The organism is Alcaligenes pakistanensis (assembly GCF_014652815.1).
GTDB lineage: Bacteria > Pseudomonadota > Gammaproteobacteria > Burkholderiales > Burkholderiaceae_B > Alcaligenes > Alcaligenes pakistanensis.
On the sequence record NZ_BMZN01000005.1, the window covers coordinates 70,015 to 86,011 of the forward strand.

Sequence of the window (15,997 nt, forward strand, 5' to 3'; positions counted from 1 at the left end):
ATGCAGCCAACGGTATATGTAGCCAAAGCCCAGGAAGTCTATGAAGGGTTGGATCTAGGGGCGGCGATTGATCTGATGCGCAAAGGCTTCATCGCCTTGCAGCAAGGTCGTATTGATCAGCCTTTGCGCACGATTGTGCGCAGCAGCTTGTCCAGTGGGTTTTTGGGCATGATGCCCGCCTGCATCGACATGCCCGAGATTTATCCCGAACCTTTGTACGGCGCCAAGATGGGCACGCTGTTTCCAGACAATGTGCGTTTGGGTAAAGATCCTCATCAGGGTTGTGTGCTCTTAATGAGCGGCTTAACGGGCGAGACCCGCGCTATTTTGGACGCCAGCAGTGTTACCGCCTTGCGTACAGCAGCCGTTAGTGGTTTGGCCACCGATATGCTGGCGCGGGCCGATGCCAGCGTGCTGACTTTGTTTGGCGGTGGGCACCAGGCCCTGTGGCAATTGCGAGCGGTGGCACAGGTGCGTCGCTTGAGCAAAGTCTTTGTGATCACGCGCTCTGCCCAGTCGGCCCAGCACTTTATTGAAGAAGCCCAGGCGTATCTGGATTGCCCCTTGGTAGCGGGTGTATCGGCCCAGGAAGCAGTTTCACAGTCGGATCTTGTACTGACGGCAACCAGCTCGGCCACCCCTGTGTTGCAGCGGGAATGGTTGCGTCCTGGCACGCACATTACTGCCATGGGCTCTAGCACGCCGGCCAGCAGTGAACTGGACGGCCCCACCATGACGGCAGGCCGTTTGTTTGTGGACAGAGCCCAATCAACACGAAATGAGTCGGGTGAGTTTTTGAATGCCTGCAAGCAAGGTTACCTGTCCGCGGATACCGAGCTGAATGAGCTGGGGGCCGTTTTGGAGGGGCAAGCAGCTGGTCGTGTAAATGATGAAGAAATCACCATTTTTAAATCCCTGGGACTGGCATTCGAGGATGTACTGACGGCGGCAGCCTTGTTAAGCCGCCAAGCCATGCAAGGGAATGGACGAGTAGTAGAACTTTAATAGCGTCATCAAGAGGCAGGGAGAGGAGCAATGAAAAAGAAATGGGCGCAGGCTTTGCTGGGAACGGCATTGGCCTTGGCAACAGGTTTGTCGGTGGCCAGTAAATTGCCAGATACCGTACGTCTGGTGGTGGGGTATCCAGCGGGTGGCACTGCCGATGCGGTGGCGCGAGTCTATGCCGAGCAACTGCGTGAAAAGCTGGGTGTGAATGTGGTGGTGGATAACCGGGCGGGTGCGGGCGGGCAGGTGGCTGCACAAGGTTTTTTGCGCTCGCCTACGGATGGGTCTGTGCTGCTGGTGGCCAACAACCATATGATGACCACGCTGCCTTTAACGGTGAAAACCGTTACGTATGACCCTATGAAGGATTTTGCACCGGTCGCGGTTATTGCCAAATTCGAGCATATCTTTGTGGTGGGTAAAACCACGCCTGCCAATACCTTGCAGGAGTATGTGGAGCTGGTGCGCAAAGAGCCGGAGAAATACGGCCACTATGGCATCCCCGCCCCCGGTAGCGCGCCGCAGTTCATGGGCTACAGCATTGCCAAGAAGAACGATGTTCAGATGTCGCCCGTGCCCTACAAAGGCGGTGCGCCTTTAATCAACGATCTGCTGGGTGACCACATCCCTGCTGGTGTGGATGCTGTGGGCATGATTACCGAACACGTAGCGGCGGGATCGGTGCGGGTTTTGGGCATTACCGGAGCAGAACGTCTGCCTATCCTCAAGGATGTGCCGACCTTTGTGGAAATGGGCTATGGCGATCTGAAAGCCTCGGGCTGGATGGGGATTTTTGCGCCGCTGGGCATGGAACCAGAAATGGTGAAGCAGTTCCAGGACGCTTTTAACGAAGTGGCCAAGCTGCCCAAGATTGAAAGCGCCATCACGCCCATTGGCTTCCGACCAGAATCGGGTGACGCACAGGAGCTGTCTCGTATCGTTCAGGACGATCTGGATACCTGGGGTCCGATTATCAAGGAATCGGGGTATTTGCAGCAGTAAGGCTTAAGGTGTCTGTGCGGGTCTGATTCCAAATCAGGCCCGCTGCTTGTAGCAATTTTAATAATAGAACAAGCGATCTAAGGGGCTGGCGGCGTGCATCGCTAAGGTCTGACGATTCGGCAGGATAGCATCGTAAAAAAGAGGCTTCGCACGCCGGACAGAAAGGCGGTGATCGATCGCGTGGCTCATTAAATGCTGGTCGTTTTACCCGTATTCAAGTTGATAAAGCGGCCTTGAGTGCTGGGAAAAAACAGCTTGAAAACTCTCCCTGCTTGGGGCGGATGTGTGGGGAGTATCCGACAAACGCAATTCCCAGATCCCAAAATTATTCTAATAACTAGCTGATATTTAATGGAAAAATATTGGTTTAAGTTTATAGGGAATTCCCTATGTTTTATTTATTGGCTAGCCAGTTAATATATTTCAAACTCGAATTAACGAAGCAGGTAGTCAGAAAACCACGCAAGGAGAGACAGGTGCGCAAGACGATATTGACGATGGGGTTGCTCGTAACGCTGGGGGCTGTGGGGGCCGTACAAGCACAGACCATCAAAATTGGTGTGATTCAGCCTTTAACCGGTTCGGTGGCATACAACGGTGAGGCAGATGTGAATGGTTCCAAGCTGGCCGTCAAGGAGCGGAACGCTCGTGGCGGAGTGTTGGGGCAGCAGGTTGAACTGGCTATTGAGGATGGGGAATGCCAGCCCTCCAAGACAGTGAACGCCGCTGAAAAGTTAATCCAGAAAGACAAGGTCCCGATTATTTCAGGCGCCTTTTGTAGCTCAGCCACGATTGCAGCCATGAGCGTAGCGCAAAAATACAAAGTGCCTTTGCTATCGGGTGTGTCTTCCAAGAGCGATTTGACCGATCGTGGCAATGAATGGTTTTTCCGGACTGCGGAAACAGACGGTCTGTTGGCGCACGCTTTCGCCACCATCCTGGTCGAGCAGCTCAAACTGAAAAAAATTGCCTACATCGCGGTCAACGATGATTGGGGCCGCGGGGGGATGGAGGAGTTCTCCAGCCAGATCGAGGCACTGGGCGGTGAAACCGTACAGAAGCTCTACTTCGACCACGGCACAACTGACTTCTACACCTTGTTGACGCGTGTAAGAGCCGCTAAACCGGACGGTGTTTTTGTGGCTGCTGAAACTCAGGACGGCTCGATTCTTGTCAAACAGATGAAAGAAGTGGGCCTGGAAAGTTTGATCTTTGGCGTGGGTAGCTGGGCAACGGCGGATTTCGTGAATTTGGCTGGCTCTGCATCGGAAGGTATTCATGCAGCGGTTCCCTATGCTCATACTTTGCAGCGCCCTGAGAATCTGCAATTTGTGCAGTCCTATCAGAAAGAGTACGGCGAGCTGCCCGGCAAGTATTCGGTTGCGGGCTACAACGCACTAAACATCATCATGGACGCTATTGAGCGTGCTGGGGCAGCCGACCCGGACAAGATCCGACTGGCATTGCCAGCGACAGACTACAACGGTCCCAATGGCAACTTCAAATTCAACGAAAAACGGCAGGCCTATGGTTTTGATGCTGTGTTGGTACAGCTAAAGAACGGGCAACCGGACATTGTTGCCCAGGCAACGGTAACAGCAGACTAAGACGGCCATGAGCTGCGAGTTTTATCGTTTTATGAGGGGGCATTGTGTTTGATTTATTGCTGCAGTTCATTGCCAATGGACTGGTTAATGGGACGTTCTACGCGCTGTCGGCGCTGGGTCTCACCTTGATTTTTGGTCTGATGCGCTTGGTGAACTTTGCACATGGCGAGTTCTACATGATTGGGGGGCTGCTGGGTTGGTTAGTGACCCAGCAACTAGGACTGAATTTCTTTGTAGGCCTGGCGCTGGTCGTGGTGATCGTCGCTTTGTTTGGCTGGTTGCTGGATCGCTTCTTGATTGCGCGTATCAGGGACAAAGGCCCAGAGCCGGGCATTTTGCTGACTATTGGTTTGTCAATTTTCCTGACGAATACGGCCTTGATGATAGTCGGTACGGCACCGCTCAAAGTGATTGCGCCGGTACCCAATACACCCATGTTTATTGGGCCTATTTTCATCACCGAGGTGCGGCTCTTTGCGATTGGGATGTCCATTGCGGCGATCGTGGGGGCGCGTTTGCTGATACAGAAAACTCGCTTGGGTAAAGCCATGCGAGCGACGTTTCAGGATTCGACGGCCGCTAGCCTGGTAGGTATCAATACCGCCACTATTTACGCATCGACCTTCGCCTTGGGTGTGGTGTTGGCGGCAACGTCGGGCATGTTGCTCAGTTCCATTTACGTGGCGCAAGCCTCTATTGGGGGCTTGATCAGTCTGAAGGCTTTTGTTGTCGTCATTTTGGGGGGAATGGGTAATTTCGGCGGGGCCATTCTGGGCGGCTTGATCCTGGGAGTAGCAGAGGCTCTGTGGGGCGGGTATGTGCAAACGGGCACCGCAGACATGGTGGGTTTTGCCTTGGTCATTTTGATTCTGTTTTTCCGCCCCTATGGCTTGTTTTCGGTTCGAGCGGAGCGCGCATAAATGAAAATAGAACGTCACTTTATGGTGGGCTTTCTGGTCTTGTCGGCCTTGCTCGTTTGTTTTGTGCAGAACGATTATCTGCTGCATATCCTGGTGCTGGTGCTGATGTACAGCGTGTTGGCCAGTAGCCTGAATTTAATTATTGGATATGTGGGCGAGTTCCCGCTGGGGCACGTGGCATTTTTTGGTCTGGGCGCCTACTCCGTAGCCATTTTGAGTTCGCCTGCGGTGGGCTGGCCGGTCACGATAACGATTGTGGCGGCGGCCTTGATTGCTGCAGCGGCTGGTTATGTGATTGGTCGCGTCACCTTGCGGCTTAATGGGCCTTTCTTTGTGATTGTGACACTGGCGTTTGCCGAGGTCTTGCGCTTATTGGCCAATAACTGGGTGGACTTGACCAATGGCCCGATGGGCATCTCGGGTGTGGCTCATCCCGCGCTGCTGGATATGTCGCCTTGGTTAGCTGGCAAGCGTGGTTTTGTGGTGATGGGGATTGTGCTGGCGGCCATCACTTTCTACATCTGCTATCGCTTGGTCCATTCCAGTGCAGGCCGTGCTGCGGTCACGATGCGTGAAAACAATTATGTGGCCCAGTCGGTAGGTATTGATCCATTCCGCTATTCGCAATTTGTCTTTGTGGTGGCGGCTTTTCTGGCTGGGATTGCCGGTGCGTATTACGCCAGCTATATCAGTTTTGTTGGTCCCGAAGTGTTTGGCTTTCCATTCACAGCGACCATGATCATCATTGTTTTGCTGGGCGGTAAAGGCACTTTGCTGGGGCCTATTGCCGGAGCCATTGTGGTGGCCTTGCTGGAGGAATACCTGCGTGAGTTCAAGGAGCTGCGCCTGTCCCTCTTTGGGCTGATCGTCATGGCTTCGGTGCTTTTCGCCCCCGACGGAATCATGGGCTTTGTGCAGCAGCGTTTTCATCATCTGTTTGGGAGGACGCGTCATGCTTGAAGTGTGCGGTCTTAGCAAATCTTTTGGCGGTATTCATGCGGTTCAGGACATTGATTTTACCGTCCCCTCTGGGCAAATCGTCAGTTTGATCGGGCCCAATGGAGCAGGCAAAACCACCTGCTTTAACCTCATTACCGGTTTTTATCAGCCCACTCGTGGGCGGGTGCTGTGGGATGGGCAAGAGGTCACGGCCAGCAAGCCTTATCGCATGGCGCAGCACGGGGTGATACGCACATTTCAAAAGACTAATGTGCTGCGGTCCCTGAGCGCTTTCGACAATCTGGTACATGCCCATTATCTGCGTGATCGTGCGCCACTCTGGCGTACGTTCTGGCCTAGTAAAGAGCAGGCGCAGGTGCAGCAGGAAATCAGTGATTCGGCCAGCCGCATCCTTGGGCAGATCGGGCTGTCCAAGCGTGCCGATATCTTGGCGGGTTCATTGTCTTGCGGTGAACTGCGTCTGCTGGAGGTGGGTGTCGCATTAAGCGCCAAGCCCAGGCTATTGATGCTCGATGAGCCGGCGGCCGGCTTGAACACCCACGAGGCAGAAGGCTTGGCCGATTTGCTCAGGCAGCTGCCTGGGCAGTGGGTTGAATCCATTTTGCTGGTAGAGCACAACATGGGCTTGATTATGCGTGTGTCTGACCAGATCGTCGTCATGAACTTTGGCAAAAAACTGGCGACAGGCACACCCGCGCAGATTCAGGCCAATGAGCAAGTGTTGGAAGCTTATATGGGGAAAGCGGCATGAGTACACAGGAAATTCCACCGCTCTTGGCCTTGCATGAGGTAGTGGCGGGCTATGGCAATTTGACCGCTTTGCATGGCGTCAGCTTGCACGTGCAACCCGGTGAAGTCGTGGCGATTTTGGGTGCCAATGGTGCAGGCAAATCCACTACGCTCAGGGCGATCTCTGGCTTGATCCGCCCTACTGCTGGACAGATCACCTGGAAAGGACAAGTGATCAGTGGCCGTAGCCCTGAACACATCTTGAAGCTGGGGCTGGCGCATTGTCCTGAAGAGCGGCATGTATGGCCCGAGATGACCGTTGAAGACAACTTGGATCTGGGTGCTTACCTGATCAAATCCAAGTCCGAGGTAGAGCGGCGTAAAGGCATTGCCTTTCATCGCTTCCCTCGTTTGAAAGAGCGATACCGCCAGCTGGCGGGTACGCTTAGCGGTGGTGAGCAGCAGATGCTGGCTATCGCCCGGGCCCTGATGTCAGAACCGGAGCTGCTGATTCTGGATGAGCCCTCTTTAGGCTTAAGTCCCAAGATGGCCTTGGAGGTCTTTCAGGTTGTGCGCGATATCAGCGAGCACGGAGTGTCTATTCTGGTTGTGGAGCAAAACGTGCATAACGCCCTTAATGTGGCCAGTCGTGCCTATGTGCTGGAGACAGGGCGCGTCATTGCCGAGAAAGACAGTGCCAGCATGCTCAAAGACCCTGAGCTCTTAAGCGCTTATCTGGGGGGCTGATTATGGTTACGAGCAATACGGCCAGCCCTCCATCCAGATTTAGCTATGGCGGGCATATCAATGCCAATGGGATACGCCAGCATTACTTGCGTTATGCCGGTCCGGGGCCTGCTTTGGTATTGGTGCCAGGAATCACCAGCCCTGCCCCCACTTGGGGATTTGTGGCCGAGCGCCTGGCGCAACATTTTGATGTCTATGTACTGGATGTCCGTGGCCGTGGGCTTTCGCAGTCGGGAGCAGACCTGGATTACGGCGTGAATGCGTGCGCTGATGATTTGGTCGAGTTTGTCCGCGCACTTGCACTTGAGTCTCCCATTTATATGGGGCATTCCATGGGGGCGCGCATTCTGATGCGTGCTGTTACCCGAGGTTTGAGCAAAGCTGCGGCCATGGTGTTGGTAGACCCGCCAGTGTCCGGGCCGGATCGGCGGCCCTACCCATCAAAAATCGCCTGGTATACCGAGTCCATTGCACAGGCGCAAAAGGGTATGAGTGCTGAGCAGATGCGCCTGTTTTGTCCGACTTGGAATCCTGAGCAACTTCAACTGCGTGCTCAGTGGCTGCATACCTGCGATATCCGCGCAGTGACGGATAGCTATGAATGGTTCCATACCGATGATGCCTTTCCTGACTTCAGTCAGCTCGAGAGCTGGCAGGTGGCCCTGATGGTGGCTGGCAAAGGTGATGTCATTCGCAACGAGGACATCCAGGAGGCCCAGTCACTGAAGCCGGACTTGCAGATTTTGCGGGTACCCGGTGCCGGACACATGATTCCCTGGGATGACGAGGAAGATTTTTATCGTGTGTTAGGCACCTTCCTTAGCGTTACCTTTTAATGAGAAACAGGAGAGGAAGATGGCTGTAGCTGATCATCAAATGGTTCAGGCCTGGAATGAGGTGCTGACCCTTTCTGGATTGAAGGCGGGGCAGATGGTCACCATTCTGACGAGCCTGAATACGCATCCCCAAACCTTGGCTACGGCCAAGCTGGCTGTGGCGGCGTTGGGCGCGACCCAGATGCAGGTGGATTTGCTGCCGGTGAATGCCGAAAAGGCCTTAAGTCGTGATCTTTTGGCGTATCTGGGCACGACTCCGCTGACGGATAACCCCGCAGCGATTGCCGCCCTCAAAGCCAGTGACTTGGTGCTGGATTTGATGACTTTGCTGTTCTCGCCTGAACAGCATGAAATTCTTAAATCCGGCACCAAAATTCTATTGGCTGCCGAACCCCCTGAGGTGCTGGTGCGTATGGTCCCGTCCTTGCAGGATAAGGAGCGTGTTGAGCGTTCGGCGCAGGTGCTGCAGGGCGCTCGTGAAATGCGAGCTACATCCAAGGCAGGAACCGATCTGGTGATGCCTTTGGGTGAGTACCCGGTGATGAAGGAATATGGCTTTGTGGATGAGCCTGGGCGTTGGGATCACTGGCCCAGCGGCTTTATCCTGACCTGGCCAAACGAGAGGCAGGCACATGGGCGCATCGTGATTGATCGGGGTGACATTTTATTGCCCATGAAGTCCTATGCGGCCGATCCCATCACCATGACGGTTGAGAACGGCGTTGTAACCTCGATTGAGGGCGGTCTGGATGCCGAGCTGCTGCGCGAGTACATGGCCTCGTTCAACGACCCTGAGGCTTACGCCATGTCCCACATAGGCTGGGGTTTGCAGCCCCGTGCTCACTGGTCAACGCTTGGCCTTTACGACAAAGAGCAAACCTTGGGTATGGATGCTCGTGCCTATGCAGGCAATTTCTTGTTCTCTTTTGGCCCCAATAATGAAGTGGGGGGCGACCGCACAACGGCTTGCCACATTGATATTCCGCTGCGTGCCTGCACCGTGACCGTAGATGGCCGCGAGACGGTGCGGGAGGGCAAAGTCGTGGAGGAATTGGCATGAGCAGCCCGAGCGTTTACGAGCGGCAAGGGTTTGGACAAGGGCTTGAGCTTGAAGGAAAAGTGGGACTGTTAATTGTGGATTTCGTGAACGGTTTTGCAGATCCCCAGGCATTTGGTGGTGGAAATATTCTGGAAGCCATTGAGCAAACACGTACGGTTTTGGCGGATGCACGGGCACAGAACTGGCCTGTGGCGCACAGCCGCATCGTCTTTGCCGATGACAGTGCTGATCGCAATGTATTCGGTCTTAAAGTCCCCGGTTTGGTGCAGCTTCAAGAGGGTAATCCAGCCAGTGCCATCGTCGATGCCTTGAAGCCTGCACCTGGTGAGTTGCTGGTGCGTAAAACGGTTCCGTCGGCTTTCTTTGGTACTGCTTTGGCTGCCTGGTTGGCGGAGCGGGCGGTGCAGACGCTGCTGATTGCTGGTGCCACCACAAGTGGGTGTGTGCGTGCATCAGTCGTTGATGCCATGTCTTGTGGCCTGCGCCCTTTTGTATTGGCAGATTGCGTTGGTGATAGAGCCAAGGAGCCTCACGACGCAAGCTTGTTTGATATTCAACAGAAGTACGGCGAGGTTCGTCCGTATGCAGACTTGCGTCCCTTGCTGTTGATGTAGATCTATCTATTTTTTAAGTTATTTATTATTTATTTGTTTAATTAATTTGAGGGATTTGGGCTGATTGAGATCTGAATCCTGGGGATGTACAGCATGAAAAAAACGTTGAAAGTCGGTGTGATAGGCGGTGGTATTGGTGGCGTAACTTTGGCAGCTGCTCTGGAACAGCGCGGAATAGAAGTGCATTTATTCGAACGTGCGGCGGCCTTCGGAGAGGTGGGTGCTGGCATTCAAATGACGCCGAACGCCGTTAAAGTGCTCAAGGCTTTGGGGGCCCACGATGCCTTGGCCAAGGTAGGTTTTTTGCCCGAGGCCTTGGTAGGACGGGATTGGTCCACCGCAGAGGAAAGCTTCCGTATCCCTTTAAAGAGTGATTGCCCGCAACTGTATGGTGCTGAGTTCTTTCATGTGCATCGCGCTGACCTGCATCATTTGCTGACTGAACTGCTAAATACAACAAAGGTAACGTTCAATGCGCAGTGCACGGGAGTTACCCAGCAAGAAGGAAAAGCTGTTGCGCATTTTGCTGACGGGTCTTGTTTTGAAGCGGATTTGATTGTGGGAGCCGACGGCGTGCGCTCGGAGATACGCCGCTCTATTTTTGGTGAAGAGGAACCAAAATTTACCGGCAATATGTGCTATCGGGCAGTGGTGCCTTTTGATGAAATGCCCGATTTTGTGGCGCCCGAATCTTCTTTCTGGTTGGGCCCCAAAAGTCATGTCGTGACCTACTACGTGAACGGGGGTAAAGCCGTCAATATTGTGGCGGTCAACGAAACTGCCAGTTGGGTCGAGGAGTCCTGGAACGCCCGCAGTACTCAGCAGGAGATGTTGGAGGACTTTAAGGATTGGCACCCCAATATCGTCAAGCTGTTTGAGCGTGTGACGGATGTGTATCGCTGGGGCTTGTTTGATCGTGACCCCATGACTAAATGGTCGGCAGGCCGTGTGACCTTGCTGGGTGATGCGGCGCATCCTATGTTGCCCTTCCTGTCCCAAGGTGCAGCCATGGCCATTGAAGATGCCTATGTCTTGGCAGTTGCCTTGGCGGCTTTGCCCGAAGATTTGAGCACGGCCTTGTCGCTTTACGAAGCGGAACGTCTGCCACGTACCAGCCGGGTGCAGCTTGAAGCGCGTGAACGAGGCCGCACCTATCACCTGTCCGATAGCGAAGCCAAGGCCAAGCGTGATGCGGAATACCGCGAGCAGCAGAAGAAGAATCCGCATGCGGGCGGCATTAAGACAGATTGGGTTTATTCATATAATGCTACTGATTTTCAGCCTAAAGCATTACAGGTTTAACGGTTGGGGCCGGGGGAAGCGTCTTGCTGTCGATTCGTCAGTATGTTGAGAACCAGATTCACATCATTACCGGTCTGCAAGGCAGTCCGGTGGACTTCACTGTGCCACCGGGCGACCCTGGTTTGTTCGGCCCACAATCTGCTGTGTGGGAAGTTCACGCCGACTTTACCTCTATGATGCTGGGGGGGATTGCTGCATTGAGTTTGCAGATGCTGGACCCGCGTGTATTGGCTGGGGTCTGGGATCACTCCAGCTTCCGGCAGGATATGCAGGGACGGCTAAGTCGAACCGCGCAGTTCATCTCAGCAGTCAGTTATGCAGGTACTGAGCAGGCAGAGCAGTGTATTGCTCTGGTGCGGCGGGTCCATGAGCACGTGCATGGAGTTTTGCCCGACGGCACACCTTACGATGCCAATGATCCAGAACTGCTGCGTTGGGTGCACCACACGCAGGCGTATTGTTTTTTAGAGTCCCATTTGCGCTGGCGGAATGCCAAGCTGGCTCCTGAACAGCAGGATCGGTATGTGGCGCAGTATTCGAAGGTTGCAGTCATGCTGGGTGCGGATGGCTTGGTGATGGATGCACCCGCCTTGAGAGCATTATTTGCTCAACCAGCAGCAGAGTTACGGGTTGATGCGCGCACTCAGGAAGTGGCTACAATTTTAATGTCATCGCATACCTTGTTTAAGGGTGCCAAGGCTTGGGTTGCCAGGGTGTTCCTGTTAGCGGCGCTGGATATGCTGCCGCAATGGGCTCAAACCTGTTTTGAGCATCGCCCCAGCGCTGCATCCATGTGGTGGCGTCGCAGGGTAGTTAACAGCGCTGCTTTCGTCTTGCGTTGGGCCACACGTAATGGTTCTGTGCATCGGGCACGGCGTCGCGTAGCAAATCTGGCTTAGCTTGTAGATAAGAATGAATCAAATTTTGAGGCAAATATGGGCCGTGTAACTTTGTCGTCGGATAGCTCCTGGGTCAAGCGAGATAAGCCCGGACGCCCGGAAGGGGTGGGTGACAACACGTCAGAACGGATTCTGGACGCTGCCGAGGAGGAGTTTTCCGAAACTGGCTACGCTGGAACGACATTGCGGGTGATCGCTCAGAAAGCAGCCGTCACCCAAGCTTTGATTAATTACTACTTTGGCTCCAAGTACGGCCTGTTTGAAGCGGTGTTTATTCGCCGGGGTAAAACGATTTCTGATGAGCGTCTGCGGCGTTTGAATGCGCTTAGAGACAAGGATGACAAAATCTTGGTTGATGATGTCGTGCGGGCCTTTTTAGCCCCTACGATTGCGTTGCGGGAAACACCAGGAGGTCGGCGGTTTTTGCGGCTTCAAGCCCGTTTGCATACGGAGCCGGCCGAGATCTCTTATAAGCTGCGTAATGAGGCCTACGATGGCTCCACGCGTGCGTATGTGCACATCCTGGAAGAAATATTGCCCGAGTTGCAAGCCAAAGATGTGTATTGGCGAGTGGTCTTGATGATCGGGGCGTATATGTATGCTTTTTCAGATACACACCGGCTGGAAGAACTGGCCCCGGGTATCTGTGATCCCAACAATACCGACGAGATTCTTGAGCAGATCATTGCTTTTGTCTCGGCCGGTTTGTTGGCTGCGCCTGTTGTCTTGTCTGGCAAGACTTGATTGAAGCAGCCTTACTTTCTCGGTGTGTGGATACACAGGAGGGTTGTCGAGTATCCTGCTCTGAAATGACTCTTGCCCTGTTCTGCGATTAGGGCCGACGCCAGCCATTTTTGCTGGCGTTTTTGTTGCTGGGGGCTTTGCTCAGGGCGTCAGCAAAGGCTGCAAAGCCTGGTAAATGTCTTGAGTCAGATCCTTGCCGGGGAACATATTGGCGTGGACGATCAGACCTTCCAGGCAGATGAAAACTAGCAAAGCTTGTTGATGAGCCTTGTCGCCGAAGGGCTCCTGCAAAATCGCTTCGACTAAAGCCAAGATAGCCAGCTTGTGTTCTTGCGCAATCGCGCAAGGCTGCGGGTTTACAGCCCCGAATTCCTCCGATGCTTTGATGAACATGCAGCCATGAAAATCCGGCGACTGGAACCAGTTTTGATGCCACTCGAACAGCGCCTGAATCTTGCGCTGATAGCTGGCATGTGGCTCCAGATACTCAAGCAGATCTTCCATGAAATTGCGATGTCGCAAGTTCAGGGTTTCATTGATCAGGCCATCTTTGGTGCCGAACTGCTTATACACCGTCATGCGGGCGACATCGGACTCGGAGATGATGCGTTCAATCCCGACATTGCCGTAGCCATACTGGCTGAAAAGGCGCAAAGCTGTTTCCAAAATCGTATCGCGCTTGGTGTTTTTCATCGTCTTTGACTCAATAGTTTGACCCTGGAACGTTTGACAGCGTCAGCATGAGTGATTATTGTACACGTCAGTAGATAGACCGATCGGTCTACTTTTGTTTTGGAGCATCAGGATGCGCTTTCTTTTTTCTCGAATTCAAGGGGGCGGTGTATTGCCGCCACGGCCGCACAGCAAGCAGGTTCTGCTCAGCTTTCTGGGGGGAACCATAGGCATTATGGTGATCGCCTATTTGACGCAGCAGTTTGGTTTGCCCTTGATGATGGCGCCCTTCGGAGCGACGTGTGCCCTGCTGTTCGCCGCACCTGACTCGCCCTTGGCGCAGCCACGCAGTGTAATTGGCGGTCATTTCATTGCCAGCCTGGTGGGGGTGGTGATTGCGAAATATGTAGGCGCAGGACCCTTGGAAATGGGGCTGGCGGTGGGCCTAGCCATCGCCTTGATGCACATCAGTCGTACCTTGCATGCGCCTGCCGGAGCGGATCCTTTGGTGATCTTGTTGGCAGGCGAGGCCTCCTGGTCTTACTTGTTTGTGCCCGCTTTGCTGGGCTCTATCGTGCTGGTGGTGATTGCTTTAGTGATCAATAACTTGGGCCATCAGAAAGCCTGGCCCAAGTACTGGTATTAAGTGGCTTGTCTCGTGAAGGTCACGACGGGTGTTTAGGTTGATAGCGTGTTCACACGAACCGGCGGCCTATCTGATGTCTGCGATACAGCTAGGCATTCGCTGTCAATCCTGTCGATCTTATTTAACCGGCGTACACAACTCCACCACAATGCGTTCAGGCGTCTGCACATAAGACACAACCTGTCCCCAAGGCTTGTCTTGAGGCGGGGCCAGTTCGGTGCCCCCTTCCGCAAGCGCTTTGGCGTGGGCGGCGGGGACGTCGTCGCAGACCAGGGCAATCTCGATACCCAGGGGGACGTCCGAAGAATGGGGCGACAAATGGCCTTTGGGGTAATTCATGTAGGCCAGCATTTCGGCTGCAAAGGCCAAGGTGGTTTGGCCAGTTTCCAGTTCGCCATACAGCCCGGTTTCATGCAGCATTTTGGTGGATAACCCAAAAGCGCGGTTGAAGTAGTCCAGTGCCTGGCTGACATCGGGAACGTAGATGATCGTGTAGCCAAATTTCATAGTAGGGCTCGGTAGGAGAACGCAGGGCCAGTGCAAAAAAAATCGGCTCCCCGATTGTAGAGGGGGAGCCGATTCTGTGATGGCTTAAACAGCCCGGTCAGGGTTTAAAGCTGACCGCGTTTTGTCAGTTCCGCTTTCACACCGGCACCGTAAGCAGGGTCGGCTTTCGTGAAGTGGCCCAATTGACGTTCGATGGTTTCCTTGGGAACACCGGCCATGGCGTCGGCAATATTGCTGAACAGACGCTGTTTTTCCTCGTCGTTGAACAGGCGGAACAGATTGCCGGGTTGCGAGTAGTAATCGTCGTCCACGCGGTGATCCCAGTGATCCGCAGGCTGGCCATCCAGCGCCAGAGGCGGTTCGCTGCGGGGAGCCTGTTGCCATTCGCCCTGGCTATTGGGTTCGTAGTTCAGCGTGCCGCCGTTATTGTCGCCAGTACGCATGGCGCCATCGCGGTGGTAGCTGTGGAACGGGCAACGAGGCGCGTTTACGGGCAACAGACCGTGGTTCACGCCCAGGCGGTAGCGCTGTGTGTCGCCGTAGGAAAAGATACGGCCTTGCAGCATGCGGTCGGGCGAGTGACCAATACCGGGCACCAGGTTGGCAGGCGTGAAAGCCGCTTGTTCCACTTGTGCGAAGTAGTTGGTGGGGTTTTCGTTCAATTCCAGTGTGCCCACATCGATCAGTGGGAAGTCGCCATGCGGCCAAACCTTGGTCACATCAAAGGGATTGATGTGGTAGGTGCGCGCCTGCTCTTCGGTCATGATTTGGATACGCAGCGCCCAGCGCGGGAAGTTGCCCTTTTCGATGTTCTCGTACAGATCACGCTGCGAGCTTTCGCGGTCCTGGCCGACGACAGCGGCAGCTTCAGCATTGGTGTAGTTGGCAATGCCTTGCTGGGATTTGAAGTGGAACTTCACCCAGTGGCGCTGGCCCTTGTCGTTGATCAGGCTATAGGTGTGCGAGCCGAAACCATGTTGCTGACGCAGGTTACAGGGCAAGCCACGGTCACTCATCAAGATGGTGACCTGGTGCAGAGACTCAGGCGACAGGGACCAGAAATCCCAGGCGGCGCTCATGTTGCGCAGGTGGCTGCGTGGGTCGCGTTTCTGTGTGTGGATGAAGTCGGGGAACTTCAGTGGATCCCGTATAAAGAAGACAGGAGTGTTATTGCCCACGAGGTCCCAGTTTCCGTCTTCTGTATAGAATTTGAGGGCAAATCCTCGAACGTCGCGCTCTGCATCGGCGGCTCCTAATTCACCTGCTACGGTGGAAAAACGTAAGAAAACGGGAGTGCTGCTGCCAGGTTTGAAAACCTTGGCCATGCTGTACTGGCTGATGTCGTGCGTTACGGTAAAGGTGCCGAAAGCGCCCGAGCCCTTGGCATGCACCACGCGTTCAGGGATGCGTTCGCGGTCAAAGTGAGCCAGCTTCTCCAGTAACCAAAAATCCTGCATCAGGACGGGACCGCGAGGTCCGGCTGTCATGGAGTTCTGATTCTCCTCAACAGGGCGGCCGGCGGCGGTCGTCAGGGTTTTGTTGTTCATTGTGTATCTCCGTGGAAGCTGACCCAGCTCAGGGCAGCGGGTCGTTTTAAGAAGTTGAGATCAGTCTACTTGCCTTGGTCGAAATAGTTAAATCAAATGATTTTAGTGAAGACATAGCTTTTTGCTATGAATCGGATTTTATCCCGATCATAGCGGTAACCAGCAACGCTGCGGATGAAATTTTTGTGGATGGCACTTAG

General features: G+C 54.2%; 17 protein-coding genes. 14 read left to right on the forward strand and 3 right to left on the reverse strand.

Going from position 1 to position 15,997, the window contains the following annotated elements:
• The 13 genes from IE156_RS15745 to IE156_RS15805 all read left to right on the forward strand — a co-directional run bounded on the left by IE156_RS15745 (position 1) and on the right by IE156_RS15805 (position 12,425).
• Positions 1 to 1,005: an ornithine cyclodeaminase family protein gene (locus IE156_RS15745; RefSeq protein WP_189393601.1), complete on the forward strand. Its 1,005-nt coding sequence runs from the start codon at positions 1 to 3 to the stop codon at positions 1,003 to 1,005.
• A gap of 30 nt (positions 1,006 to 1,035) precedes the next feature.
• Positions 1,036 to 2,007, forward strand: a complete 972-nt coding sequence (locus IE156_RS15750; RefSeq protein WP_189393602.1) for a Bug family tripartite tricarboxylate transporter substrate binding protein — start codon at positions 1,036 to 1,038, stop codon at positions 2,005 to 2,007.
• A 476-nt stretch (positions 2,008 to 2,483) separates the two neighbouring features.
• Entirely contained in the window at positions 2,484 to 3,614 is a 1,131-nt protein-coding gene (locus tag IE156_RS15755; protein ID WP_229841422.1) for an ABC transporter substrate-binding protein, read from the forward strand.
• A gap of 44 nt (positions 3,615 to 3,658) precedes the next feature.
• Entirely contained in the window at positions 3,659 to 4,534 is an 876-nt protein-coding gene (locus IE156_RS15760) for a branched-chain amino acid ABC transporter permease (protein WP_189393603.1), read from the forward strand.
• Entirely contained in the window at positions 4,535 to 5,494 is a 960-nt protein-coding gene (locus IE156_RS15765; RefSeq protein ID WP_189393604.1) for a branched-chain amino acid ABC transporter permease, read from the forward strand.
• On the forward strand, positions 5,487 to 6,245 hold the full coding sequence (locus IE156_RS15770; RefSeq protein WP_189393605.1) for an ABC transporter ATP-binding protein: 759 nt from the start codon (positions 5,487 to 5,489) through the stop codon (positions 6,243 to 6,245). The genes IE156_RS15765 and IE156_RS15770 overlap by 8 nt, the downstream gene beginning before the upstream one ends.
• Entirely contained in the window at positions 6,242 to 6,970 is a 729-nt protein-coding gene (locus tag IE156_RS15775; protein WP_189393606.1) for an ABC transporter ATP-binding protein, read from the forward strand. Before IE156_RS15770 ends, IE156_RS15775 begins: the two co-directional genes overlap by 4 nt.
• Before the next feature lie 2 nt (positions 6,971 to 6,972).
• Complete coding sequence (locus tag IE156_RS15780) at positions 6,973 to 7,806, forward strand: alpha/beta fold hydrolase (RefSeq protein ID WP_189393607.1); 834 nt, start codon at positions 6,973 to 6,975, stop codon at positions 7,804 to 7,806.
• A 19-nt stretch (positions 7,807 to 7,825) separates the two neighbouring features.
• On the forward strand, positions 7,826 to 8,866 hold the full coding sequence (locus tag IE156_RS15785; protein ID WP_189393608.1) for a 2,5-dihydroxypyridine 5,6-dioxygenase NicX family protein: 1,041 nt from the start codon (positions 7,826 to 7,828) through the stop codon (positions 8,864 to 8,866).
• Entirely contained in the window at positions 8,863 to 9,480 is a 618-nt protein-coding gene (locus IE156_RS15790; RefSeq protein ID WP_189393609.1) for an isochorismatase family protein, read from the forward strand. Before IE156_RS15785 ends, IE156_RS15790 begins: the two co-directional genes overlap by 4 nt.
• Positions 9,481 to 9,573: 93 nt before the next feature.
• Complete coding sequence (locus IE156_RS15795) at positions 9,574 to 10,782, forward strand: FAD-dependent monooxygenase (RefSeq protein WP_189393610.1); 1,209 nt, start codon at positions 9,574 to 9,576, stop codon at positions 10,780 to 10,782.
• 23 nt (positions 10,783 to 10,805) lie between these two features.
• Positions 10,806 to 11,681 (forward strand): oxygenase MpaB family protein, encoded by an 876-nt coding sequence (locus IE156_RS15800; RefSeq protein ID WP_189393611.1) that lies wholly within the window; start codon positions 10,806 to 10,808, stop codon positions 11,679 to 11,681.
• Positions 11,682 to 11,717: 36 nt separating this feature from the next.
• Positions 11,718 to 12,425, forward strand: coding sequence for a TetR/AcrR family transcriptional regulator (locus IE156_RS15805; RefSeq protein ID WP_189393612.1), 708 nt, complete (start codon positions 11,718 to 11,720; stop codon positions 12,423 to 12,425).
• Between the two features lie 141 nt (positions 12,426 to 12,566).
• On the opposite strand, the gene IE156_RS15810 is transcribed toward IE156_RS15805, so the two are convergent.
• A complete protein-coding gene (locus tag IE156_RS15810; RefSeq protein WP_189393613.1) occupies positions 12,567 to 13,118 on the reverse strand; it encodes a TetR/AcrR family transcriptional regulator in 552 nt (183 codons plus the stop codon).
• Between the two features lie 112 nt (positions 13,119 to 13,230).
• On the opposite strand from IE156_RS15810, the gene IE156_RS15815 reads away from it, so the two are divergent.
• A complete protein-coding gene (locus IE156_RS15815; protein ID WP_189393614.1) occupies positions 13,231 to 13,743 on the forward strand; it encodes an HPP family protein in 513 nt (170 codons plus the stop codon).
• A gap of 117 nt (positions 13,744 to 13,860) precedes the next feature.
• Here IE156_RS15815 and IE156_RS15820 read toward each other — a convergent pair whose 3' ends face one another.
• Complete coding sequence (locus IE156_RS15820) at positions 13,861 to 14,250, reverse strand: VOC family protein (protein ID WP_189393615.1); 390 nt, start codon at positions 14,248 to 14,250, stop codon at positions 13,861 to 13,863.
• A gap of 104 nt (positions 14,251 to 14,354) precedes the next feature.
• Complete coding sequence (locus IE156_RS15825; RefSeq protein WP_189393616.1) at positions 14,355 to 15,797, reverse strand: catalase; 1,443 nt, start codon at positions 15,795 to 15,797, stop codon at positions 14,355 to 14,357.
• Positions 15,798 to 15,997: the final 200 nt, after the last annotated feature.